The organism is Halococcus salifodinae DSM 8989, assembly GCF_000336935.1.
GTDB lineage: Archaea > Halobacteriota > Halobacteria > Halobacteriales > Halococcaceae > Halococcus > Halococcus salifodinae.
The window spans coordinates 1-22,198 of sequence record NZ_AOME01000026.1 but is presented as its reverse complement, the minus strand read 5'-3'; the positions used below and the strand labels follow the sequence as shown (position 1 = coordinate 22,198).

At 60.8% G+C, this 22,198-nt stretch carries 26 protein-coding genes; 11 read left to right on the top strand and 15 right to left on the bottom strand.

Features of this window, described 5'->3' with window-relative positions; translation table 11 throughout:
• Positions 1–10: 10 nt before the first annotated feature.
• From C450_RS05015 to C450_RS04995, 5 genes are all read right to left on the bottom strand, one after another.
• Complete coding sequence (locus C450_RS05015) at positions 11–361, bottom strand: hypothetical protein (protein ID WP_005040857.1); 351 nt, start codon at positions 359–361, stop codon at positions 11–13.
• A gap of 246 nt (positions 362–607) precedes the next feature.
• Positions 608–1,231 (bottom strand): hypothetical protein, encoded by a 624-nt coding sequence (locus C450_RS05010; RefSeq protein ID WP_005040856.1) that lies wholly within the window; start codon positions 1,229–1,231, stop codon positions 608–610.
• Positions 1,232–1,415: 184 nt separating this feature from the next.
• On the bottom strand, positions 1,416–1,697 hold the full coding sequence (locus C450_RS05005; RefSeq protein WP_005040855.1) for a hypothetical protein: 282 nt from the start codon (positions 1,695–1,697) through the stop codon (positions 1,416–1,418).
• Positions 1,698–1,708: 11 nt separating this feature from the next.
• Positions 1,709–2,107 carry a helix-turn-helix domain-containing protein gene (locus C450_RS05000; protein WP_049909866.1) on the bottom strand — a complete coding sequence of 133 codons (399 nt, stop codon included), beginning with the start codon at positions 2,105–2,107 and terminating at the stop codon, positions 1,709–1,711.
• 395 nt (positions 2,108–2,502) lie between these two features.
• Positions 2,503–2,946 (bottom strand): hypothetical protein, encoded by a 444-nt coding sequence (locus C450_RS04995; RefSeq protein ID WP_005040853.1) that lies wholly within the window; start codon positions 2,944–2,946, stop codon positions 2,503–2,505.
• A 127-nt stretch (positions 2,947–3,073) separates the two neighbouring features.
• Between C450_RS04995 and C450_RS04990 the strand changes: the two genes are divergently transcribed.
• The 4 genes from C450_RS04990 to C450_RS04975 all read left to right on the top strand — a co-directional run bounded on the left by C450_RS04990 (position 3,074) and on the right by C450_RS04975 (position 5,391).
• Positions 3,074–3,691, top strand: coding sequence for a hypothetical protein (locus tag C450_RS04990; RefSeq protein WP_005040852.1), 618 nt, complete (start codon positions 3,074–3,076; stop codon positions 3,689–3,691).
• Positions 3,692–4,016: 325 nt separating this feature from the next.
• Entirely contained in the window at positions 4,017–4,292 is a 276-nt protein-coding gene (locus C450_RS04985; RefSeq protein WP_005040850.1) for a hypothetical protein, read from the top strand.
• 43 nt (positions 4,293–4,335) lie between these two features.
• Entirely contained in the window at positions 4,336–5,142 is an 807-nt protein-coding gene (locus C450_RS04980) for a hypothetical protein (RefSeq protein ID WP_005040849.1), read from the top strand.
• A 3-nt stretch (positions 5,143–5,145) separates the two neighbouring features.
• Positions 5,146–5,391, top strand: a complete 246-nt coding sequence (locus C450_RS04975) for a hypothetical protein (protein WP_005040847.1) — start codon at positions 5,146–5,148, stop codon at positions 5,389–5,391.
• A gap of 191 nt (positions 5,392–5,582) precedes the next feature.
• On the opposite strand, the gene C450_RS04970 is transcribed toward C450_RS04975, so the two are convergent.
• Positions 5,583–6,254: a hypothetical protein gene (locus C450_RS04970; RefSeq protein WP_005040845.1), complete on the bottom strand. Its 672-nt coding sequence runs from the start codon at positions 6,252–6,254 to the stop codon at positions 5,583–5,585.
• Positions 6,255–6,392: 138 nt separating this feature from the next.
• Here C450_RS04970 and C450_RS04965 point away from each other — a divergent pair, with 138 nt between their 5' ends.
• Positions 6,393–7,406, top strand: coding sequence for a hypothetical protein (locus C450_RS04965; RefSeq protein WP_049909865.1), 1,014 nt, complete (start codon positions 6,393–6,395; stop codon positions 7,404–7,406).
• Between the two features lie 222 nt (positions 7,407–7,628).
• Here C450_RS04965 and C450_RS04960 read toward each other — a convergent pair whose 3' ends face one another.
• The gene (locus C450_RS04960) at positions 7,629–8,048 is read right to left on the bottom strand and encodes a hypothetical protein (RefSeq protein WP_005040841.1); all 420 of its coding nucleotides are present in this window, start codon (positions 8,046–8,048) and stop codon (positions 7,629–7,631) included.
• 146 nt (positions 8,049–8,194) lie between these two features.
• Between C450_RS04960 and C450_RS04955 the strand changes: the two genes are divergently transcribed.
• A complete protein-coding gene (locus C450_RS04955) occupies positions 8,195–8,776 on the top strand; it encodes a hypothetical protein (RefSeq protein WP_005040838.1) in 582 nt (193 codons plus the stop codon).
• Positions 8,777–8,824: 48 nt separating this feature from the next.
• On the opposite strand, the gene C450_RS04950 is transcribed toward C450_RS04955, so the two are convergent.
• The 3 genes from C450_RS04950 to C450_RS04940 form a co-directional block, all read right to left on the bottom strand.
• A complete protein-coding gene (locus C450_RS04950; protein WP_005040836.1) occupies positions 8,825–9,316 on the bottom strand; it encodes a hypothetical protein in 492 nt (163 codons plus the stop codon).
• A 160-nt stretch (positions 9,317–9,476) separates the two neighbouring features.
• A complete protein-coding gene (locus C450_RS04945) occupies positions 9,477–9,869 on the bottom strand; it encodes a secondary thiamine-phosphate synthase enzyme YjbQ (protein ID WP_005040834.1) in 393 nt (130 codons plus the stop codon).
• Between the two features lie 277 nt (positions 9,870–10,146).
• Positions 10,147–10,887 (bottom strand): SDR family NAD(P)-dependent oxidoreductase, encoded by a 741-nt coding sequence (locus C450_RS04940; RefSeq protein ID WP_005040830.1) that lies wholly within the window; start codon positions 10,885–10,887, stop codon positions 10,147–10,149.
• Positions 10,888–11,259: 372 nt separating this feature from the next.
• On the opposite strand from C450_RS04940, the gene C450_RS04935 reads away from it, so the two are divergent.
• The gene (locus C450_RS04935) at positions 11,260–12,207 is read left to right on the top strand and encodes a WD40/YVTN/BNR-like repeat-containing protein (protein WP_005040828.1); all 948 of its coding nucleotides are present in this window, start codon (positions 11,260–11,262) and stop codon (positions 12,205–12,207) included.
• Positions 12,208–12,321: 114 nt separating this feature from the next.
• Here the strand turns inward: C450_RS04935 and C450_RS04930 are convergent, their stop codons facing one another.
• A complete protein-coding gene (locus C450_RS04930) occupies positions 12,322–13,113 on the bottom strand; it encodes an SDR family oxidoreductase (protein WP_005040825.1) in 792 nt (263 codons plus the stop codon).
• A 247-nt stretch (positions 13,114–13,360) separates the two neighbouring features.
• On the opposite strand from C450_RS04930, the gene C450_RS04925 reads away from it, so the two are divergent.
• Positions 13,361–14,053 carry a hypothetical protein gene (locus tag C450_RS04925; RefSeq protein ID WP_005040823.1) on the top strand — a complete coding sequence of 231 codons (693 nt, stop codon included), beginning with the start codon at positions 13,361–13,363 and terminating at the stop codon, positions 14,051–14,053.
• A 163-nt stretch (positions 14,054–14,216) separates the two neighbouring features.
• Here the strand turns inward: C450_RS04925 and C450_RS04920 are convergent, their stop codons facing one another.
• The 4 genes from C450_RS04920 to C450_RS04905 all read right to left on the bottom strand — a co-directional run bounded on the left by C450_RS04920 (position 14,217) and on the right by C450_RS04905 (position 19,120).
• Positions 14,217–15,356, bottom strand: a complete 1,140-nt coding sequence (locus C450_RS04920; protein ID WP_049909855.1) for an FAD-dependent monooxygenase — start codon at positions 15,354–15,356, stop codon at positions 14,217–14,219.
• A 240-nt stretch (positions 15,357–15,596) separates the two neighbouring features.
• On the bottom strand, positions 15,597–16,397 hold the full coding sequence (locus C450_RS23430) for an alpha/beta fold hydrolase (protein ID WP_049909854.1): 801 nt from the start codon (positions 16,395–16,397) through the stop codon (positions 15,597–15,599).
• Between the two features lie 7 nt (positions 16,398–16,404).
• Positions 16,405–17,109, bottom strand: a complete 705-nt coding sequence (locus tag C450_RS04910) for a hypothetical protein (protein ID WP_049909864.1) — start codon at positions 17,107–17,109, stop codon at positions 16,405–16,407.
• Positions 17,110–17,362: 253 nt separating this feature from the next.
• On the bottom strand, positions 17,363–19,120 hold the full coding sequence (locus C450_RS04905; RefSeq protein WP_005040802.1) for a MutS-related protein: 1,758 nt from the start codon (positions 19,118–19,120) through the stop codon (positions 17,363–17,365).
• 165 nt (positions 19,121–19,285) lie between these two features.
• On the opposite strand from C450_RS04905, the gene C450_RS04900 reads away from it, so the two are divergent.
• From C450_RS04900 to C450_RS04890, 3 genes are all read left to right on the top strand, one after another.
• On the top strand, positions 19,286–20,299 hold the full coding sequence (locus C450_RS04900; RefSeq protein ID WP_005040801.1) for an alcohol dehydrogenase catalytic domain-containing protein: 1,014 nt from the start codon (positions 19,286–19,288) through the stop codon (positions 20,297–20,299).
• Between the two features lie 228 nt (positions 20,300–20,527).
• Positions 20,528–21,247, top strand: a complete 720-nt coding sequence (locus tag C450_RS04895) for a hypothetical protein (RefSeq protein WP_005040799.1) — start codon at positions 20,528–20,530, stop codon at positions 21,245–21,247.
• Between the two features lie 523 nt (positions 21,248–21,770).
• Complete coding sequence (locus tag C450_RS04890) at positions 21,771–22,184, top strand: hypothetical protein (protein WP_005040796.1); 414 nt, start codon at positions 21,771–21,773, stop codon at positions 22,182–22,184.
• Positions 22,185–22,198 lie beyond the last annotated feature (14 nt).

Here is a 22,198-nt window from a genome sequence, read left to right as displayed (position 1 = left end):
AGTTCGGTGTTCAGGATTCGTCGTGGACCCCGATCTCGGTTCTGAGGCGTCCCTCCGGATAATAGCGGATAGAGAGCGTCATCTCCCTGTTCTCTGGAGGATGGCCACCCGAGACGCTGACATAATCGTGCATGGTACTGTCGAGTGATTCATCGAGACTCAGGTGTTCGAGATGGTCGTCGACACAGGCTTTGATATCGGCCCACCGCCGCGCGAACGGGGTGTCGGTGGCCGAGACGTCCTGAATCACCCGATCGTAGTTGGATTGGTCGAGCGTGGGCAGGTCGTCCTCGACGACGTCCGCGAGGTCGTCGAGCGTGCGGGTTGCGACGTGGAGTGCTTCTGCCTGCTGTTCAGACATGGGAGCCTCCGTATGGTCGATGATGCATGCGGCTGTCGAGTCTGATGGCTGGTGTATAGATATGCGGTGCCTAGACCTGACAGCACCTATGCACTCACGACTGTCAGGAACACGCCTCTCAGCTTCGGTTGTGGGAGGGTTGGTTTTGCGAGCCCGGATCAGGAGAGTGTCGGGATCGCCGTCGTCCAGAAGTGACTCACTTGCGAGGCTCGGACCAGTTGACGTTCGGGTGGGTGTCGATCGCGGCTACAGCTGGCGATCGTGGCCCGCCTGTGCAGGGCGGTCGTCGGTGTCCTCGTAGAGGGTGTCGAACATTTCGATGAAACGGCCGGCAGTGTACCAGCGGGCTTGGGCGCGTGCAGCGGGGATGCTGCCGGGTTCGGCGAGTCGTTCTTGACGTTTGCCGGCCTCGCGGTAGTGGGCGAGGATAGCCTGAATCTCGTTGAGGACGGCAACGGGGATTTCGATTTCGTCGGGTGCGGGCGGGTCCTCGTCACTGGCTTCCTGCGATGGGTCCGGTGAGGCTGGCTCGTCTGTGCTCGCCTCCGTGGTTGCCTTCTCTGGAAGCGCTTGCTGTGGATGGACGAACTCGTGGTGCCAGTCGGTGTTGCGAATCACCGAAGCAGGAACGATCGCTTGCCCATCGAAGTCTGCGGTACTGGCTCGGATGGCAGCAACGAGATGCCCGTCACGATTGTAGCCCGGGACGTGATAGTCGAGGTCCCACCCCGATAGTCCTTCGTGGGTACCATCATCGAGGTTGTTGATATGCGCGCGGATGCCCTGTTCGGACTCGCTGGTAGCCTCTCGACAGTACGGGCACTGCCAGGTGATCGCATTGGGGCTGGGACGGTCAGTGGCGTCGCTCACGAGACTTCACCGGCTTGTTCGGCGGATGCTTCCCTATCCGGGTCGGGGGTCGGTTGGTCGCGTCCGGCGAGTGTCGGTCGAGGATGGGTCACCCGGTTCATCCCAGGGTAAATATCACGAATGGTGGGTTGTCGCATGGGTGCGCGGGTACGTGAGACAAGCCAGAGTATTAGATATGGAGTGCCTAGACGTACCACTCAGCAGTAACGTGGCGAGCTGGCACAGCATACGAGAGTGATCTCTCGGTGATGGTCGAACTCGTCGGAGCCGGGTGGTGGATGACCGCCGTCGCCTCCGGAACGTGCTCGATGGTGAGCTGATCGAGGCCGTGTGCGGCGGGGTCGAACGCCGCAAACGCTACGTCGCTGGTGAGAATCGCTGGAGCGCGGTCGTAACAGCGATAGCCAGTTGGACTGGCTTGAGGCCGCTGTTTCCCGACTCTGCTCTCGTTCAGTCGCCGACGCATTGGAGGGGGGACTAACTACTGTAGGTGTCTTTGAAATCGTGTTCACGGCGCATGAGTTCCTTGCCCCCGTGTTCGAGGATCGCCTTGCCCATGCCGCTGGCGACGTAATAGGAGCACAGCCCGTCGCTGTCGGGTGTTTTCCGCTTTCGGTTCTGGACGAGGCCGACGTCACAGAGCTGGTCGAGATGGTAGTGGAGATTGTTAGGTCGCATCTCGAGAGCTTCCTTGAGGTGGTTCGCGCTCATCTCGCTCTGCTGTTTGAGCGCATAGAGAATCCGGAACCGGGTTTCGTTCCCGATCGCGTTCTGCATAGCGAGATACTCCTCAAGCTTGAGCACGCTGTGTTCGGGCAGGAGGTCTTCCGGATCGACGCTTTCGTCATCGATTGACTGTTGTTCTCGTGTCGGCATTCGTGTTTGGTTGGCCTCGTCTTGCTGTTCACCGCTCTCCTCTGGTCGCTGTCGGCGCATCGGTCGTATCCGCTGTTGGGACCGTACTGGGATAAGATGGTGCGCTCGTATGGCGACGCGAGGAGTTGCTCCACGAGAGTAAACCGTTCGTGGTAGATGCGGTGAACTGCGAGTTCACGGGCGAGGTGGGTTGGGTAGGAGCGACTGAATTCCCGCTGTCACGCGGTTCCGAGGCGGTCGGCGGCCCTGTGTCTACTCGTCCCTGGAGTGGTGTTCGTCACGCGCTCGTTACAGTCTTTGAGAACCACCAGCCCGGCGAGAACGACGAGGAGACGTCTTCAATTCCACGAATCGTGTGGAGATCGTAGTCGTTTCCGGCCAATTTCGGTACGTTCTCAGGGAGCGGTTTCCGACGGCCGGGGCATCGCTTCGAGTTCGGTGATTTCGGAGGTTTTCTGCACGCGGTCGTACTGTCGCTGCCACGCACTCACCGGGAACAGCCCGTTCTGATCGAAGAGGTCGCGTGCGGCATCGGTGAGGCAGTAGAACTTGTACGGGAACCCACGAATGCGGTTGCCGGACTCGACCACGAGTTCCTCGACGACGCCCACCTCTTGTAAGGTAGCGAGATGTCGACGGATGGCGTCGGCTTTGATGCTGGGATTCATGTAGTCCAGCTCTTTCACGCTCGGTGCACCCTCTGGATGGCCGACGATGTCCGCGATCAGGTTCGCGCGCTGCGTATCAGTCGACTTCTGGAGTGCGGCCCACGTATCGAACTCATCGTTCTCCGTTGCATCGCCCTCACTGGCGTTCGGACGAGTCGTTTCCGGGTGCATACGTGGGAGTAAGCAGGCATCCGTGATAAACACTTGGTCGCTACAATCAACTAGTCCGTTAAGTAGATGCTTATATAGATCCCGTATCAGTGGTTCTATTAGTCATGCTATTGTTTGGTGAACCACGATGCCAACCGAGGAGGATCCGGAGGATCCCGACGAAAGGGACGACTATATCGACTATATCGACGATATCGATCCCGAGACACTGACTGACGACGACCGACTCGCTCCGACCCCGGAGCAACACGAACAGCTGAAAAACGGGCTGCACGGCGATCAGTTGAAGCAGATCAAACGCGCTGACCGACGGTACCTGGTGATCGGGCGCGGCGACGGCGATGCCGGAGACCGCCGACTGAGGGTCTGTGCGCTGCTCGATGACCGCATCGCGGCGACTGCCTTCCGGCTTGAGGATTTCGGGTTCACCGCCGACGAGTTGGCGTTGTGGGCACCGGCGTTCGATATCCTCTCGGAGATGGCCACGCAGATCGTGGGTGTTCTCGAAGATTACGATGGAGGACACGTCTGGGAACTCGGCTTTCTCTATCACTATCAGACCCATGTTCGCAACAGTCTCTGGTTGTTGAAGCGCCTCTACAGCACCCAAGAGGAGATGCGCGAGCGCTACGACAACGGGATGGCGGCATCCCATCTCGCCGCACTCGAGGAAGCTGTCGGAAACCGAGTCATCCTGTGGGAAGACCCGGCTGACCTCCCGGACGCAGTAGAGGCGGTTCCCTGAGAACAGAGGCTTGTCCGCCGGACTCGAACACCCCATCGTTTCCGTTATTCTGTCTCAATAGGCCCTGCTTCCCTCAAAGCGAGGTGTGACGGGTGAGCGATTTTCAGTCATCCATGTGAGAGGAGAGTGTCTCATTGCGAGGACGCTTGTTCCAGGATCGCTGCCCGGACTGACCGTGTTGGTGGTTGGAATGGTGTTCGTGGCTCCCTCGCTACAGCCGCCAAGGACCAGGAGAGCGACGAGCGCGCCGGTGAGCAGCAGCCGTTTCACGCGTCGAGGTGGTTCCCGCCGTTCGTTTAAGTCTACGGAGGCGTTGGTGATCGATATGGCCAGAGGGGACCAGACCATCGATCGCACTCCCGAGAAACCGCCGCGGGGAGAGGGCGGGACCGGCGACGAGCCGGGATCCGTCTGGCTGGATCGAATCCTCACCCGCCTCGTGCTGGGTAAAGTGGCCCCAAGCGAGGAATCCGACGATTCAACGCCCGACGGAGCTATCGACCGCGATCCAGAGAAACCCCCACCCGAGGAAAGCGGCGTGTGGAACAAACGCGGATCGAGGACGGTCGACCGTATTGTTGAGTGGCTCGTCCCCACGTGATCGGACACGGACAAGGACGCCACGAACTCGCTCGGTGTGGTCGGTGTCCCGGTGTGGCGAGGAGTACGAGCGCCTCGCCGGCCACTGGAACGGTCCGTGCGGCCCGCCGGCACTCGATCGTCGCCAGCGAACGCTGGTCGCGGGACTACTGCTGGGCGACGGTCGGGTCGGTGGGAACGGCGCGAACAAGCATTTCCGCCTCTCGACGCGGTGGCGACCGTTCGCCCGGTGGGTGTTCGCGGAACTCGGCTGGCTCGCCGCGACGGTGACGCGCGTCGAGGACACCCGCGACGAGCGCCGTTCGCGCCCGCCAGCACAGCACTACATCGTTCGCACGCACGCCCACCCCGCCCTGACATCGTTTCGAGCGTGGTATCAGTCGTCTGAGTGTGAGGGTGAGGATGGGGGTGATGCGGAGGCTGTCGGGTCGACCGACGCGAAGCGCCTCCCCGCGCCTGCCGATCTGCCGGGCGGTGCGCTCACCTCTCGAATGGGGCGAGCGTGGCACGCCACCGCCGGGTCGCTGGCGTGGTCGGCCTCGGAATACGCGACGACGCGCCAGGCATCGTTCTCCGCCGAGGCTGACGCCCGCGCCGAGCGGGTCATGGCGCTGTTCGAAAGCGCCGGTCTCGACCCGACGCGCGTTGGTCGGCGGGTGCAACTGCCGCCGAAACAGACGATGGAGTGGATCGAGTGGATCGGTGACGAGCCGGTGCCGGGTGTCGCGTACAAGTGGGCCGCCGACCACGAGGAGTACCAGAACGCGAAGCGCGACGCCGAAACGCGCCGTGCGCGCCTGTGGTACGAGTGCGTGGCGGCGGGTGGGACCGGCGGGAGCGATGGAGCGTAACCGATGACCGACAGTCCGCTCCCGCCGCGCGCGAACCAGTACATCGTCGAGCACCACGACGCGACGCCCGAGGAGTTACTTCGCGAGACCGGACTCCCGGAGTCGCGCCGTGAGCAGGTCGAACACCTGTGTGCGGTGTCGCGCTACGCCTACTTCGGCGATCGTGAAGAGAACGACGACGAGGGACTCCAGTTCAACCGGGTGGAGTGGACCGATGTCGCTGACTGGGACGTGTCTTCGAAGGAATAAGCCGAGAGCGCTCATTTAGTCGATGTGAACGGCGTGCAGCCCGTTGAATCGTCCTCTCTCGGCCTTGTGTAACGCAACTTCTTGTGCGGGGCGGTAAATCGTCACACAAGGTCGGCGAGGTACTGCGATCGCAGAATATCGAGGAGGAACCAGACGGCGTGTCGTGTTGCCTCCGAAATGGAGTGTAGTAGCTACACTGGAGCCTCATCGACGAGTTGTTCGAGACGGTCTCGGTAGGGGCCGTCTCCTTCGAGGACCTCGTCGGTAGAGAGCTGGTAGGTCTCGCCGAGTTTCTCGACGACAACCGTCTCATCACCGATTTCGGAGCGGACGCCGTTGTCTTTGAGGTAGTCTCGAAGGTCGTGCAAGTCCTGTTGCCCGTCGTCGTCATTCACACTAGAGCTCCCGCTGTCCTCGTGAGCGGTTTCGGGCTCGGCTTCGCCTTCGCCGTCGTCGTGCTCGTTGGTGTCGCTGGTTGTTTCGCCCTCGCTGGTGGTGTCGGTCGTCTCTTCATCCGCTCCCGCGTGGCGTTCGGCCAGCGTGGTGTCGTCGGCGGGTTTGAGCCGATCGACTGGGAACGCATAATCCTTGACGCCGTAGTCGGAGAGTTCAGTCAATGGAACCGGCGATTCGGGCCAGAGCAGTTCCTCGGCGTGTTCAACGAGGTCGTCGTAGAAGCCGACGACAACGATGGGAGACTCGTCGGGATAGTCGGGGTTGTCCTCGGCAACACTGGTGTCAGCGTAGGCGATCCACTCGCTGGCGTGCTTGGGTGGCAGGTTCAGGACGACTGCCGGGTTGGGCGACTCCTGATGGGTGTCGAGGACGACGTCGCCGACGGTGAACTGGTGATCACGGCTCATGATGTATAGGGGACCCTCTCAGGGATCTGGCGGATGTTCTGCACTCTCCGATATAAACGTTCACGAGTCGGGCTAAACGGATTCATGAGTGGGCTCAGAGGCCGAGTGTTTTCGGTCTTCGACACGAGAGGGATGGATATGGCTGCGCCGTTCGGAGCGACATGGGGGACGCTGATCGAGCGCTGCGAGGACCTCCCTGAGGACGCAACGCTGATCACGCCGCTGTCGACCACCCGATTTCGCGTCACTAACGTCCAACAGCAGCGGATCATCGTCGAAGACACTGACACCGGCGATTCACAGCCGCTCCAGCGTGAGCAGTTCGAAGCCCTCGTCGAGCACACCCGTGACTCTGCTGGCGAGGGCTACGACCTCGAACGGCTGCCGCCGAAGGCCGAACCGTACGCAGCGGTGCTCGCGCTCCATCCGCGGTACGTTCTCGACCAGGAGGAGGGACGGATCATCGAACTCGAGGAGGCCGACGAGAGCGCAGTCCTCGACGAGACGCCGCATCTCTCCACGACGACTGAGGACGAGCAGAGCGACGAGCGTGCGGAGCCGGACGTCTCGGTGTATGCAGACGCACTGCTGTTGATCGACGCGCTCGAACGCGAAGACCCGACCGATCTCGATACGATCGACACGCCCGAACTCGTCAATCTCTATACGTTGTTGTCGGATGTCCAGCGGAATGCAAACGACCTCCGCAAGGACGTGACCGATGTCCTGCTCGATCGGGTGCAACACGATCGGCCGGCTCACGGCCAGTACGGCTCGGTCCAGCGGACGACGCGCCACCAGCGTTCGCTCAAAGACGACGAAACGGTGCTGGAGGCGTTCGAGGATACGGGGATCGATCGCGAGCAGGTACTGGGTGTCGATCGGGAGAAGGTCGACGAGGCGCTCGATGTAGTCCCGCTCTCGGAGTCGGCAGTCTACGACATCAGCGAAAGCGAGTATGTGAGGAAGGCGGACGTCGACGAGGAGCGCAAGGAGACGCGTCTGCAGGGACTCAAAGATCGGCTGGCGGTGAGCGACGATCCCGAGGCGGAGGTGCTTCGTCAGGAGATCGATCGGTTAGAACAGGAGATCGAGGAACTGACGGAGTTCTCGCCGGGGAGTGCGTTCGCGACCGAGTCCGACGAATCGTGAGCCCGTAGAGCGTCACAGAACGGCCGAAAGTGTGGACGTTACTGGTCGTCCTCTGCATCCGATGTCATTCCGAGGTGCTCCTTGAGCCATCGGCCGAACTGGCGAAAGTCCTCAGCGGCGGAGCCGCCCGTCGTGCCTGAGTCCTCTCGGGGAGACGTATCGGAGTCGGGTGAGTCGTCCATGTGGTTCTGGGTAATCGACCGTTCGTTCGGGGGCTTGCTCTCAGGATGGCCGCGGCATTGACTCGATTTCGCGGATCTCCGGCGTGCGTTCCATCCGCTCGTACACCTCGCGCCACGTCTCGACCTCTTCGTAGAGATGCGCTTGCTTCAGCAGCCGCTCGCCCTTTTCGGTGACGCGGAAGAACGTCGAGGGAAGGTCACGCGTTCGCTCGCCTTTGGGCAGTTTCACCTTCTCGATGATGCCTGCGTCACCGAGCTTCCGGAGATGATACTGGACCGTGCTCGCTTCCATGCTCGGGTTCCGATAGTCGAGTTCGGGAGCGCTCGGCATCCGCTGTGGATGGGCGAGGATCTGCAGGAGCAACTTCGCGCGCGAGTCTTGGAGTATCAAGCGGAGCGATTCCCACTCGTTGCTCTGTTCGGCGTCAACCTCGCCGACCGTCTCTCCCTTGTTGCTCATCGAAGACTCCTCCTGACTGGCACTACGGGCCGCACGCGCATTAACCATTTCGGGGAATACTGAAGTAGTTGCCACAACTGCCATCACTACATCGGTGACTGCATCAGTATACTCTTATATGAGTCGACTGTATCGACGATCAACCGATGGCTGGCCGTGATACCGATCCGGAACGCCTTATCGAAGACTCCGAAACGTATCTCAACGACGAACTCACACCGGAGGCAATCGAGCGGCTCATGGATGCCGCTCTGACCGACGAGTTGCTTCGTGAGTTCGGCTATAGCGATGTGGCGTACCTCGTGATCGGGAATTTCGACGAGCCACAGAAAGCCCGCCTCCGCTCGGTGCGTAACGAACTGGCGGATCGAGGGGCGTCGCAGTTCGCGTTTCTCCTCGATGAAATCGGCGACCAGGTGTGGGAGAACTTCGTCGTGAAGTTCAAAATCTTCGCCGCCCGCGTCGATTTCGTTGTCGGTGTCTTCGAGGACAACGAGGGCGGCCACGAGCTCGAACTCGCGGAACTCGATCGGGAGCGATACCAGCAAAAGACCCGGGTGTTCAAACAGGACTACCTGACCGTCAAGGCGGAGCGCTCCGCCTACGACGCCATGCTTGCCCACCTCTTCGAGATCATGGACAATCGCGGACAGCTATACAGATGGGAGACCGAAGAGGAACTTCTCGAACTGGTTGCCGAACACGTCCCGGCATCCCGGCCTCCGTAGTCAGCAGTTGTCCTCACGCTCGATGTGGCTCGCCAAGAATCAAGAACCTCAGTCGTGAGGAGAGTGGGTCGCGTCCGAGTCGTCGAGTACCTCTACTGCGGAGTCATGGAATGGATGATCCTCGTCGAACGTATCGACGACGTCCTCGGCGTGCTTTCTATCGGTCCATTCGAACTCATCGGTCGGTCGCCAGATGAACGTCGGGTCGCGCCGCTCGAACTGCTGGGCACGCCACGTCTCGAACCCGTCCTGTTGGATCGTCAGTGCTGTAGCCTGCGCTGTCGGGGCCTGGGTTGTCGAGAGGCCAAGTCCGTCCGCTCGTCGGAGCAACGCGTCCCGATGATCACGCTCGAATGCAGTGGCCGACTCGTATCCATCAGCGTCGATGGTGTCGGCGTTCTCGTGGAGATACTGCCAGACACGGACTACGTATACGAGGATGCAATCCCGGTAGTGGTAGCCGCCCATGCCGATGAAGTCCGGGAGTTCGATTTCCTCGCGCCGGAGGAGATCGGACGGCGTCTCGATTGGATCGGGCATGGTCCCAGTACGCGGTGCCAGTAGATAATGGCATGGTATTGATTCACGCTCGACCAGTTCAGCCCCGCAGGTACTGGAAGAACGGGGCGAGAGATGGAGACAACGACGCCCAGCGTTTTGATTGGCGACAGAGAGACTCTCTCGATTCGGGGCAAGGCGACTACCCTTCGATGACGGTGACGGATACGCGGCGGGTACGGGGGCCATCACACTCGACGAACAGCACCGACTGCCAGCGCCCGAGGTCCAACTCCCCTTCGATAACGGGCATCGTCACGCTCTCGCCGAGTACCGTTGCCCGAAGGTGTGCGACGGCGTTGTCGTCGATAGCATCGTGTTCGTAGTCCTCGTCGGCTGGGACGAGGTTCTCGACGGCTCGGGTGATGTCGTTCAGCAATCGACGTTCGTTCTCGTTGAGGACCACCCCCGCCGTCGTGTGCGGGACGAAGACCAGACACACCCCATTATCGACGTCTGCGGGGACCGCTTCGCCAACCTCGGTGGTGATATCCACGATGTCGATGCGGTCGGCGGTCGACACCTCGATGGCCATGCGAGAGATGCTCAGTGCGGGTGCTAAGTCTTTCCGGGCTCTTTCACTTCATGCGCTCATCGCAACCAGTCGTAATCCGGACCAGATCGTGGTAGTCGCACTATTGAGTATGTGTTGGGATATCTCTATTTCCGGCAAGCCAACCCGAAATAATATGTTTTCCGTGTCGATCACGCCGGAGCGCCCCCGTAATGAGAGAGTGGCTCATTACAGGGCGAAATTACCGGTCTATCCGCCGCAATGGACCCAATACTGTGGTGTCTGCTGGGGTCACCACTCACCCGAATCTGATGGGAGCCGCGTATGCTCGGAGGTCAAGCTCTAGGGTCCACGCACTCGGATGCTGTTTGACGAGATGCCAATAGGAGTCGGCAACGTGGTCTGGATGAATCCATTCTTCATCGGGGGTCTCCGACCAGTCCCGTTGGCCCGGTTTCGCCACACTTCCATCTACGAGCACGTTTGCAACGTGAACACCTTCCGGCCACAGTTGGTGGGCCAGAGAGCGCGCTAGCCCGCGGCCCGCGAATCCGGCAGGATTGTGGGCTGTATCACCGCCTCGAAGGGCGAACGACGCACTCGTGAACAGGATCGTCCCACCATCTTCCGCGAGCATATCGGCTGCCGCCTGCTCCGAACAGAGGAATGCGCCGTAGGCCCACACTCGCCACGAGCGTTCGAACGCTGCCACTCCTGCACCGAGTGGTCCATCGTCGGATCCAGCGAGACCGCTGTCGGTATCACCCGCTGGGTAGGCATTGTTGAGCAGGATGTCCACAGGACCGAATTCCGAGCGAACCCGCTCGAATCCTGCCTCGACCTGTGCTGGGTCCGTGATGTCGGTTGGGACAGCGATGGCTTCGCCGTCCGTTTGCTCGGTGAGTTCAGCCGCGAGTTCTTCGAGGTAGTCTTCAGAGCGAGCGAACAGGCCGACTGAACAGCCTTCCGCAGCGAATTTCCGTGCCACGGATTCACCGATTCGCGGTCCGACACCCCCAATAATCGCAGTGCGTTCCATGCCTGATGGTAAGCAGCACCAGCGAAAAGCGTTCCCTGAATCCAGTTTTGGTAGTCGATTCGATAGACCAGCTCGCTCCTGGACCGCTGGGACCCTCACGGCCCCTGCGGAGCCGGATGGCTGGCAGGAGAAGAACGACGAGCAGAAATCGGCCACCGTCTGGTAGGTCACTCTACCAAACCCTGTTTCAGCGAACCTTTATCGATACTTCTCGCGTACGGCCGGACGAGGAGATCCCATGGCAAATATAGCCCTCGGCGACACCGCGATCGAGATCAGCCGTCTCGCCCCCGCCTGGATGCGCTTCGGCGGCTCCGGCCGTGGTGAGACGTTCGCGTGTCCAGTCAAGAATGGCCCACTACCCGACGGAGGATGCCGATGCTCCTGATTGGCACGAACGAGGGCGTCTACCGAGCCCCGAAAGACGAGATCGACGACACGACGCGCGTCCTCGACACCGAGCGCGTTATGCGGGTGCGCCGGTTCGGCAATGGAGTCTTCGCAGCCACCCAGTCGGGGCTATTCCGCTCGACCGACGGCGGCGCGACGTGGACCGATCTTGGCGTCCCCCGAGATGAGGTCTACTCCGTCCGCCCGAGTCTCGATGGCGAGCGGCTGTATGCTGGCACGCATCCTGCTCACCTCTACGTCTCCAGTGACGGCGGCGATTCGTGGCGCGAACTGACTGGCTTGCAGGAGTTGCCGTCGCGCGAGGAGTGGCGGCTCCCCCGCCACCGCAACGAAGCGCACGTCCGCAGCCTCGGCACACACCCTGACGCCCCTGAACGAATCGTCGCGGGTATCGAGGTGGGTGGCGTTCACGTCAGCGACGATGGTGGAGACACATGGACGGAGCGGCGGGATGGACTCCACGACGACGTTCATCACGTGCTCGTCCGAGGGGCCGAGGAATACGTCGCTTCATGTGGCGGTGGGCTTTACCGCACGTGCGACGCGGGTCGGTCGTGGACGCGTCTCGACACCGACGTGGATCACACCTACTTCCGGGAGGCGTTCGTCGCTGACGGCCGGCTGTACGCGGCGGCGGCCCGTTCATCACCCCCGTCGTGGGGCGACGAGCACGGCGCAGATGCGGCGCTGTTCGAATCGACTGATGGTGGCGACACCCTCGACTCCGTGTCGTATCCGGGGGAACCCGAAGAGTTCGTCCTCGCGTGGTCGGCTCTCGATGAGGACGGCGAGGTGCTCGCGGGAACACGCGGTGGTCACGTCCTCCGGCGGACCGGCGGCGAGTGGACGCGAGTCGGGAACGTTCCAGCGACCATTCGCTCGCTCTCCGTCACGTCGGGTTCCGCCTGACAGCCGCGAGGGCCCTCACAGCGGCCGGGCGGAGGGCTGGCTGGATACGAACTGCCACGGAGATCGCAGGCGTCTTCCTCGTTGTCTAACGCGTGGTCGGCAGGCCGGCGCATGTCACGAAGACGCCGTTTCCTCGTACGTGGTTTCGAGCCACTCCTCCCACGTCACTGTCCCGATAGCGTGATCAGGACAAGTTGCCTTCCCGTCACGAAATGCCGAGAACACTGTGCCCGGAACCGGAACGCGGACGATTGGCCGCCATGTTCCCCGCACATCGCGATACGCTCTGGCCAGTTCTCCCGCGGTACGGATCTCGGGGCCACCGATCGGGTCCAACCGCCCGCTGGGCTCCGGTGTCGCGTGCTCGACTAGCCGGTCTGCGACCACGCCAGTGTCGATGGGCTGGAGCTGCATCTTCGTCGCCAGCGGCCAGATCGGCAGTCGGGCGATCATCCCGAGCACGTCGTGGACGAACGAGTGGAACTGGGTCGCCCTGAGAACGGTTGACGGAACATCGCTCGCCTCGACCGCCCGCTCTGCGGTGAGTTTGTGCTCGTAGTACGAATACGGGATGTCCTCGATCCCGACGATGGAAATGTAGACGAAGTTCGAGACGCCAGCGTCGGCCGCCGCGTCGAGCAGTCGGGTCGTGCCATCGACATCGACTGCCTCAGCATCACCGAGCGGCGCACTAGCAGTATGGATGACGACATCGACGTCCGTGAGGGCGTCCCGAATCCCGATTCCATCTGCGAGGTTCATTCGTCGCCACTCCGTCTCGTCATCGGTCGGCGGTGAGCGACTCGTGGCGCGGACCTTGTGACCCGCCTCCCGCAATCTGGGCAACAGCGTCTGGCCGAGCCGTCCCGTACCGCCGGTGACAAGCGTCCGGGCAGTCGTGCTCATGTCACTCGAACCATTCCGGATTGACGAAATAGTTTGCCCGTGTGAATAGGGACCTGTGTGGCAGTGACAATACAGCGGTCTGATGCTGGGTAGGGAGAGCAATCTCGGCTCATGGATTCGTACTTATCCCGCCAGCCCTCCGGCGGGGGTACGGCCAACGAGCGCCCAGCGTATATCAATTGAACATCGTCTTCAGCCGGTCCTCGTCAAAAAGCTATACAATGATGCATGTCAATAGGAGGATGGAATGGGTCTTGACTGGTTCCAGTTCTATACCGGGTGGAACGACTTCGCTAATCAAAAACGGTACGACGCGCCAGCCGATCCGTGGAAATTGCTTCGTGTAGACCCGATGAATGTAGAGTCCTTGACCGTGATCCCGATGAAATGGGGACTCGGGAGAGTTCGAGATGGCGAGTGGGACGATACGACTAACTTGACATCGGTGAGCGACATTCCGGCCTACCGGGGATTCAAACAACGGTTCGAAGAGGGGGCCGACTGGGAGGAAACCGCCTACTACGAGATGGCGAGAGATCGAATCGACGAACACGGGGAGTTTCGCGGGAGCGACGACATCGAGGAGTTCAGGCAGACCAACTGTCACGAGATCGATGAACTGTTCAAGAGTGTGCGACGGGAGGGCTATCGTCCGAACCGTGGGACGATCTACGACAGTCCAGACGACGCCGAATACATCCACGATCTGGAGCCGATGGTACTGATTGGCCGTTCTGGCGAAATATACTGGACCGAAGGGTTTCACAGGCTCGTGATTGCAAAACTCCTAGACGTGGAGGAGGTCCCAGTGTACGTGCTCCGCAGACACGAGGACTGGCAACAAATCCGTGACGAGATTCATGCGACGCCATCCGCCGAACTGTCCTCCGATCTTGAGGCCCATACCGATCATACGGATATAGAGAATATCTCATCCTAGCGTTAATTCACTCTTTCACAGCCACCCTGTCAGTAGTCACTTGGCTGCCGACAGGATGCACGAATTCCACAATCTACGGAAATAGCATCTTTGCACTACTTCTGGATGTGCGTTCCTTGTTCACATTCGAGACTAGCGAGAGCGATTACCGCAAATGTCAGGATCAAAAGTCGACTGCGAACATTGACTTGGTTTGTCTGCGCAGCACTGAATCAGGAGTATATCTGAACACAGCATTCCGAGCCTGTTCAAGGATCGGACGCTGTATCTGTGTCAACCGGCCCTGAATTCGAGATTGGCGAACGATCGAATCTGCTCGATCCTTCCGGCGGGTTTCGTAGGTCGAGAGGGCGTGCTGGGTGATTCCATGGTCAGCGATCGATTCAGTGAGAACGACGGCATCTTCCATCGCTTGTGCGCTCCCTTGGGCGAGGTTCGGTGTCATCGCGTGAGCAGCATCGCCGAGAAGCGTTGCCCGTCCCCGACTCCAGTGGTCGAGACGGGGTAGATCGGTCAGTGGAGTTCGAATCAGGTCTGCATCGTCGGTCATCGCAATGAGATCAGGAACAGGGTCGGGGAACGCCTGATATCGCTCAGCAAGCTCTCCTGGAGCCACTTCCGACGCATCATCGGACCTCGTCGCCACAACCGTCGCGAACCAGTAGACTTGCTCATCGAGCGGGAAATATCCGAAGCGCATCCCACTACCCCAGATCTCTATACCGATGTGATTCGTCTCGGGTGGGAGTGATGTGTCAGCGAGGCCGCGATAGGCAACTTCGCCAGCGTACCGTGGTTCTGCTCCAGGAAAGAGACTGCTACGGACCGTCGAACCCACACCATCGGCACCGATCACGAGTTCCGGTGTCGTCTCGGCTCCGGTAGCGAACCGAATAGCAGGGCGATCTGGGTCGACACTCACACAGTCCATATCCAGCTGTAGCACGTCCGTGGGAAGCTGGTCGCTCAAGATGGCTTGGAGGTCAGCCCGGTGGATGGCTACCATGACATGACTGAGACCGAGTTGCTCGGATTGAGTGCGCAAATCAACCGACATGAACGATCGTTCATCGGTGGTTTGCAGCTCAGTTCGGTCGAGGGTGTTGCCATGATCGACAACAGCATCAGCGACATCGAGACGAGCGAGCGCTTCCATTCCGTTGGGAGCGATACCGATACCAGACCCGATGGGCCGAAGTTCCTCGGCTGCTTCGTACACTACCGGGTCAAAACCACGGTTCAACAGACCGATGGCCGTACACAGACCACCGATGCCGCCGCCAACGATTGCGATATCGGCCATTTGTTGCGCCGAATTCACAGCGAGGCTACTTGATTCCCCGTAGTGATCGCTCTTGGCTGGAACGGTATTTCTCACCGACCGTTGAGAGCGAGGCACAGTCTTGAGTCAGGTGAGGAGATCTGATATAAGTCGGCTGTTAGTTTTGAGAACTCCCCCGAACGAGACGAGCGTATTGGTTGCTGATGACCGATGACCTGGAGTCCCAAGCTCTCAGAATTACCCACCGACACTATAGGATTCTCAGAGCGACGCTGCGACGGATTTTAGGACCTCAGAACGGGTGTCGAGGAAGGTTCCGAGGTGGTCCGCAGTCAGTTGCTGAAAATCAGTGTTCCCACGGGTAGCGAGTGCGCGGGCTGGTGCAGATGGTGCATTTTCATCGTGAGTGCCATGTCGGATGATGACAGGTACGTCTGGGAGCGACATCGCAGACGACTCAGCGAACAACTGACTTTCGTGGACGGCCGCACGGGCATCCTGCTGAAACGCTTCCCGGAAATCACGTGCTGCAATCTCAGCTACCGCAGGAGACACCTCGCGGTTGGTGTACTGCCCTACCACCATGTTCGGACTTAGCCGTGCGATACCCGCGGACAGCTGAAACAGGAGCCAAAGTAGGCTCGGCATCCGACATGCGAGCGACCCGAATACACCCCCGTCAGCTCCTGGAACAAGCGCGCTCACGAGACCGAGACTTCCAGCGCGTGGGCAGGTAGCGGCGCACGCGAGTGCGAACGGTCCACCGCCGGAGAACCCGAGGACACCGAATCGACGGACCGAGAGCCCATCCATAAGAGCTGAAACATCTCTGGGCCAGTCTTCGATGCGGCGATCCGGGTCGGGATCCGACCGTCCGAAACCGGGCCGGTCCGGTGCAATGACGCGGATGCCTGCCTCAGACGCTTGGGCATCCAGCAGCGTAGCGAGCAATCGCGAACCTGGAGTTCCGTGGTGAAATACAACCGGAACACCATCGGAATCGCCGTACTCAGCATACGCGAGCACTCGTCCATCTGGGAGAGTGAATTCTAACTCTGCCATGTCTCGATCACTCTCTTATCGCTGCCATCAATAGCCGAAGATTCGTTCCGAAATTTCTCAGAAGCGCTTGCGGATACCGCTTCCGTGCCCCGTCGAGAGTGGCTTCCAGTGCTGGGGTCGCCAACTCAAATACGCCCTCGCCGTGACCGAATAGGATCCGGTTGGGTTCGAGACCATCGAACGTGTCTCGGGGTGGAAAGAGCCGGACGCCGAGCATCACACCAATGCGTTCGTCGCCGACCGGATACGCCGAACCGGACGAAAGCAAGTCCGGTACGATGAGTGTTCCATCGGCGTCTCGGTACGCAATCGCTCCTTGATAGATGGAGAGTGGCTCAACCCGAATTATCTCGAAGCCAAGGTTGCTGAGAGGTGTTTTCTCACGTCGAATAGGTGCATCGACCCGTTCCGAGACCCGGTCCATCCACTGCGGGATATGAACAGCGACGTCATGTCGAGTCGCAATAGCCCCCGCGTCTCTTGCATGATGACTGGAGAGTACGGCGATACCAGCAACGTCACCGAATTCACCCACTAGTTCGTCGATACCTGGTGCGTCTACTGGGTCGATGATCCAGACGCCGTCATCGCCTTTGAGAGCATGACTTGCCCGCTCTCCATCTTCTTCAGGATGTGCTATCCAGCCGACTCCTTCATCCCACCGATCGATCTCTTTGAATCCCGTTGCGGAGGTCCGGTCATACGCCGGCATATGCGTCTGGTTCAGTGGCGTCCTATTAACACCCGGTGACAGCGTCCGGTTAAGAGCGCTCCAAAACATCCGCCAATCGAGCCCCTACGAGTCTATTGCCTCCAGATATTCATCGTGTGTGATGCTGTAGTGGACGATATCGATGACGGTGCCATCCTGATAGACGAGACCGTTTCGGAGGACACCATCACGTCGCCCACCGTGCGCCCCTCAGACTAAGTAGCGTACCTCAATCGACTCGCTTGCCAGTAGATCACGATGACCACTCCGCATCGAGCAGAGTCTGCTGGACGACATCCTCGCCAACGGCGTCGGCGAGTGCTTCGAAGCCGGCGCGCTCGCTGCGATCGCTCGCGTTCGCCACCAATCGCGAGACGATGAATTCCGGCGTGGATCGACCAACGGTCTCGAATTGCGGCTGATAATCCACATCGAGCGTCAGGTCATCGCGCAGGCCTCTGGCGAAAATGCCGTCGGTGCGCGCGCGCTCGGGCAGGGGTTCGAGGTCGTCCGCGAGATGGGTCACGTAGACCCCCACGGCTCCCGCGTCGACCGCGAGACGGACTAATCCATACAGCAGGTCGGCGGCACTCCCGGGTTCGGTGATCGCTTCGAACTCGTCGACGAGCATCAACGTCCGGTTGCTTTCCGTCAGTGGTGGAACGATCGTCTGGAGCGTGGATTCGAGCACGCCCGCGTTGAAACTCGCATGCCGGCGATGGAACACGATCGCATCGACTCGACTCACCTCGGCGTCGTCGGCCGGCACGGGTAGGCCCATGTGCGCGAGCACGACCACCTGGCAGAGCGTCTCCAAGAGAGTCGTCTTCCCACCGCTGTTCGCCCCGGTGAGCACTGTGACCTGGTCTCCAGTCGGCACCTCACCCGCACACTCGTGGTCGCCGACGGCGTACGTGACTGGCTGCACGTCGTCGTCGGCCGCGGCCACGAGCGACAGATTGCGCGCGTTCACAGCCGCAACACAACCCGATTCGACGAACGTGGGGCGAGTCAGATCGTAGGCTCGGACGAACCGTGCGAGCGAGAGCTGGAAGGCCGTCTCGTTCACCGCGGTGACGGCCGCCTCGATTTCATCGCGGCTGTCGTCGAGCGCGGACTCCAGTTCGTTTGCGACTGCTTGCTCACGAGCCTCGACCGATTCACGGAGTGCATCGAGTAGGTCGCGCAGTCCCTGTGTCACGAAATCCGTAGCGTCGGCAGCTTCGGTGGGAGTTGCTTCCCGGACACGGGTTGCCGGGAGCGGCGTCTCGTTCGCCACGTAGCTAATGAACGCTTCACGGAACTCCTCGGATGATCGAACCCCGTCCGATTGGATGGCTTCGATGACATCGATGCCCTGCGCTTCGAGGTGTTCAACCGCCGCGAGTTGCTCACGGGCCGTATCGAGTTCGTCATCAACACCCTCGCGGACAGTGGTTTCGCCGCCCTCGGTGTCGAGAGAGCCGAGCGCTTCGCGGGCGTCGTCGAGAGCGTCGGGATCGATCGCGTCGATCGAGGCGAACACACCGGTGTCCAAACCGACGTCTTGGAGCGCGAGCACAGTCTCGACCGCGGCTCGGTCGCCACCACCCATCTCATCGAAGCGGGTGAAGACATCGAGCACTTCCTCGCGGGTGGAGTCGTCGAGATCGTCCCACGTGTCTGTTGCGAGGGTCACCTCATCGAGGCGGTTTTCCATCGCGTCGACCGACGTCAGCGGCGTCAGCACGCGGATCCGGTCGCCAGCGTGGTCAGTGACAGCGTACTCCTGCGCACGCTTGAGGAGGTCCTTGTAGACAGTCCGCGCGTCTGGCGTCGTGAGAATGCCCATGCCCTGTTCGCCGTGGGCATGCCGAAGGATGCGAGTGGCGCGCCCGCGGGCGAGTCCAGCATCGGCGAGGGCTCCGATGTCCATCGATTCGATCGCTCGAATCGCCCGCTCAGTGCCGAGTCCGTCTTCGAGCTGGGAAGCTGTCTTCGGGCCGATTCCCCAGTAGTCCTGCAGACGCATACAACGCCGTTCGACCGCGGGTCCCCAAATAGTGCGTGGACAGCGAGTACCTCTGCGCGTTCATCTGTCCTGCCGAAGTGGGTGTCAACAGAGCGGTTCGTGTCTGGAGCGGCCGACCGCTCTCGAACCGTCACACAGTTCTCGCTCGTGCTCGTTGTCTGTCCCATGCGTGCCGCTACATTCACCGGGATCGATGGTCCCGATGACGTCACCGTACAGGAAACAGCCGCCCCGACGCCGGAGTCCGGCGAGGTCGTCGTCGATGTCGCGGCGTGTTCGATCAACCGCCACGATCTCTGGATCCTCGAAGGAGACTCGGCGATGGTGGATACGGATGATCTCCCGTTCGTGAGTGGTCTCGACGTCGCCGGAAGGGTCGCCGAGACGGGGGCCGATGTCGATTCGGTTTCGGTAGGCGATCGAGTGGTACTGTGTCCGAATCAGACCTGTGGGGTCTGTCGGTACTGTCGAGAGGGCCCTGAGAACCTCTGCGAACAGTTCAGCCTGTACCACGGCGGTCTTGCGGAACAGGCGCTCGTCGAGGTTGATCGGCTCGTCACACTCCCTGACTCGGTCGATTTCACCGACGCAGCAGCGCTTCCGACCGCGTACATGACCGCCTACCATATGCTCCGACGTACTGATGTCGGGGCGAACGACCTTGTCTTCATTCCTGGAGCAACCGGCGGCGTTGGGGTTGCTGGCGTCCAACTCGTCGACGCTCTCGGGGGACGGTCGATCGGGACGACGACTTCGTCCGCGAAAGCCGATCGCTTGACCGAGATCGGTGCGGATCACGTGGTCGAATCGAGTGATCCCGACGAGATTCAGGAGACAGCCACTGAGATCGGAGAGGCTGACGCCGTCCTCCATCACCTCGGCGGCGAGTATACGAAACTGGGGCTCAAGCTCCTCCGACGTGGCGGTCGGATGGCCGTGTGTGGCCGCACCGCGGGCGGTACCTCGGAGATCAACATTCCGCGATTATTCCTCGGTCACAAGCACGTCATCGGCAGTACGATGGGCACCCAGCCTGACCTCGAGACGCTCGTTGGCCTCACTGCTGACGGCACACTCGATCCGATCATCGGGGACGAGTACACGTTGGATGAGACAGGGCAGGCGTTCGCGGATATGCAGAGCCGGGATGCGTTCGGAAAGCTCGTCATTCAGCCGTGATTGACCGTTGTGAGACGGTTCAGTAGCTGTCGAAGTGAGAGGCTTAGCGGAGTCGTGATCCCTCTTTCAGTTTCATTCCCAAGATAGAGCTCGTGCGGGGGGTCGCTGATTCTTTAAGTGATTCTGGCGACAAGGTGAAGATACGAGAGAGGTCCGCCGGGTTCTGCGGAGGACAGAATTCTACACAGACGCATCTTTCAACTCCCAGCGGCCAGTACGGTCTAAGTCATGACCGACGGTGAAACTGCTCCGCATCCGCCTTCCTCTGCCGCCGAGGAGGAAGAGGAGTTCGGCCAGCTGAGCCGGCGGCCTGGCGACAGTACCGTGTCGCGGGCGGACCTCCAGCGCGACGAAACCGTGCGCCGGTGGGGGCTGGTCACTCCGAGCGCGACACGTATCGGTCGGGCGGACTCGCCCGACGGCGACCTCAGCGAGAACGTGCGTCGGCTCCACGAGGAGCGCCACCCAGCGATGGAAGGCTACAGCGAGCGCGCACACCGCCTCGAGAAACTCCGCCTCACCCACGCGCTGTGCAGCAACCTCGGCCTGACACCGTGGCAGCGCGATCGCGCGATCGGCACGATGATTGATCTCGATCTCACCGTGTTCGGCAGCCAGCGCGCCATCCCGAAGGTTGCGCTGGTCGTCATCCGTCACGTCGTTGATCGCGAGCGCGAACACCACCTCGGTCTCCACGACGACGAGTGGATCGCCGAACAACCGCCCGAGCGGCTCGCGGACCTCTACGACCAGTTCCACTCGATCACCGACGACGATCAGTTCACGGCCCTCTGCGAGAAATACGATCTCGACGTGACGAACCTCAACCGACTCCGTCGGACCCTGACCGAGCAACTCGACGAGCAGGACCTCCACGACGCGGTGTACGGTCGCAATCCCTACCGCGACCCGAGCCTGCCGGATCTCGGTGTCGGTTCCTCGGCCTGACTGCCGAGCGCGTAGTCACCGATCGCTCTTTAAGTGGTTCTGGCGACAAGGTGAAGATACGAGAGAGGTCCGCTGGGTTCTGCGCGGAATAGATTCTACAGAGACGCATCCTCCAACTCCCAGCGGCCAGTACGGTCTGGATTGTGCCCAACAGTGGGATCTCGGGACCGAAGCCACCGATGACCGCGGCGGTCTGCTCCCGAGGCCATCCCTAGCAGGTATCTGGCTGGAAAATGGGCCGGCCGGTCTGGCCCCCGGCCCATGGTTCGCGTATACTCCTACGCACGGTGTCCCCGTGTTGACCGCACGTAGCACAGGCAAACACGCCTGCACGTCTCAGTACGGGTTCCTACTTCTTAGTTCTTGTTACCAATTGGCGCGGACAACGCCGGCAGGGCAGCGAGTGGAAATGTGTTGCTGGGGCTGTGGTGACCGCTAGCAAACTCTTTACGCTCGGAATGAGTATCGCTGCCCAACAAGTACAGGACGACGAGAGCACCCGGAACCAGAGTGCGTTCAACTCATGCCCACGTTCGATGCCGACACAACGGAGATCAACGCGTTCGAAGTCGAAGACGCCGATTTGTACATCTTCAGTCAGTATTTCGACCAAGAGGAGGTCTTCGACGAGTTGCGCGAGTGGTACGACAGCGAGCAGTATCGCTTCGAAGTGCCCACCGACGAGATGGACCGGATAGAGTCGTTCTTGGACGAGTATTTCTACGACCTCCACCGCGTGGCTCCCGACGCGATTGAGCCGTTCTGCGTCGTGAAGGAGAAGTACACCGATCACGCGGATATCCTCCGGAACTCGGTGTACCACACGAGCCGAGGGAGTAACACCGTGTTCGTGATGCAGGACCGGCTGTCGGCCGAGCAGGCAGTCGAACAGGATGCGACACCGCTTGCTGACTCGGATACAGAGTTTCAGTTGTAGCGAGCTGGTCGAGG

What these genes read in the sequence shown, in the direction of transcription:
- C450_RS05015 (WP_005040857.1), bottom strand. Translation starts at nt 361, where the DNA reads ATGTCTGAACAGCAGGCAGAAGCACTCCACGTCGCAACCCGCACGCTC.
- C450_RS05005 (WP_005040855.1), bottom strand. Translation starts at nt 1,697, where the DNA reads ATGCGTCGGCGACTGAACGAGAGCAGAGTCGGGAAACAGCGGCCTCAA.
- C450_RS05000 (WP_049909866.1), bottom strand. Translation starts at nt 2,107, where the DNA reads ATGCCGACACGAGAACAACAGTCAATCGATGACGAAAGCGTCGATCCG.
- C450_RS04995 (WP_005040853.1), bottom strand. Translation starts at nt 2,946, where the DNA reads ATGCACCCGGAAACGACTCGTCCGAACGCCAGTGAGGGCGATGCAACG.
- C450_RS04990 (WP_005040852.1), top strand. Translation starts at nt 3,074, where the DNA reads ATGCCAACCGAGGAGGATCCGGAGGATCCCGACGAAAGGGACGACTAT.
- C450_RS04985 (WP_005040850.1), top strand. Translation starts at nt 4,017, where the DNA reads ATGGCCAGAGGGGACCAGACCATCGATCGCACTCCCGAGAAACCGCCG.
- C450_RS04975 (WP_005040847.1), top strand. Translation starts at nt 5,146, where the DNA reads ATGACCGACAGTCCGCTCCCGCCGCGCGCGAACCAGTACATCGTCGAG.
- C450_RS04970 (WP_005040845.1), bottom strand. Translation starts at nt 6,254, where the DNA reads ATGAGCCGTGATCACCAGTTCACCGTCGGCGACGTCGTCCTCGACACC.
- C450_RS04965 (WP_049909865.1), top strand. Translation starts at nt 6,393, where the DNA reads ATGGCTGCGCCGTTCGGAGCGACATGGGGGACGCTGATCGAGCGCTGC.
- C450_RS04960 (WP_005040841.1), bottom strand. Translation starts at nt 8,048, where the DNA reads ATGAGCAACAAGGGAGAGACGGTCGGCGAGGTTGACGCCGAACAGAGC.
- C450_RS04955 (WP_005040838.1), top strand. Translation starts at nt 8,195, where the DNA reads ATGGCTGGCCGTGATACCGATCCGGAACGCCTTATCGAAGACTCCGAA.
- C450_RS04950 (WP_005040836.1), bottom strand. Translation starts at nt 9,316, where the DNA reads ATGCCCGATCCAATCGAGACGCCGTCCGATCTCCTCCGGCGCGAGGAA.
- C450_RS04945 (WP_005040834.1), bottom strand. Translation starts at nt 9,869, where the DNA reads ATGGCCATCGAGGTGTCGACCGCCGACCGCATCGACATCGTGGATATC.
- C450_RS04940 (WP_005040830.1), bottom strand. Translation starts at nt 10,887, where the DNA reads ATGGAACGCACTGCGATTATTGGGGGTGTCGGACCGCGAATCGGTGAA.
- C450_RS04935 (WP_005040828.1), top strand. Translation starts at nt 11,260, where the DNA reads ATGCCGATGCTCCTGATTGGCACGAACGAGGGCGTCTACCGAGCCCCG.
- C450_RS04930 (WP_005040825.1), bottom strand. Translation starts at nt 13,113, where the DNA reads ATGAGCACGACTGCCCGGACGCTTGTCACCGGCGGTACGGGACGGCTC.
- C450_RS04925 (WP_005040823.1), top strand. Translation starts at nt 13,361, where the DNA reads ATGGGTCTTGACTGGTTCCAGTTCTATACCGGGTGGAACGACTTCGCT.
- C450_RS04920 (WP_049909855.1), bottom strand. Translation starts at nt 15,356, where the DNA reads ATGGCCGATATCGCAATCGTTGGCGGCGGCATCGGTGGTCTGTGTACG.
- C450_RS23430 (WP_049909854.1), bottom strand. Translation starts at nt 16,397, where the DNA reads ATGGCAGAGTTAGAATTCACTCTCCCAGATGGACGAGTGCTCGCGTAT.
- C450_RS04910 (WP_049909864.1), bottom strand. Translation starts at nt 17,109, where the DNA reads ATGCCGGCGTATGACCGGACCTCCGCAACGGGATTCAAAGAGATCGAT.
- C450_RS04905 (WP_005040802.1), bottom strand. Translation starts at nt 19,120, where the DNA reads ATGCGTCTGCAGGACTACTGGGGAATCGGCCCGAAGACAGCTTCCCAG.
- C450_RS04900 (WP_005040801.1), top strand. Translation starts at nt 19,286, where the DNA reads ATGCGTGCCGCTACATTCACCGGGATCGATGGTCCCGATGACGTCACC.
- C450_RS04895 (WP_005040799.1), top strand. Translation starts at nt 20,528, where the DNA reads ATGACCGACGGTGAAACTGCTCCGCATCCGCCTTCCTCTGCCGCCGAG.
- C450_RS04890 (WP_005040796.1), top strand. Translation starts at nt 21,771, where the DNA reads ATGCCCACGTTCGATGCCGACACAACGGAGATCAACGCGTTCGAAGTC.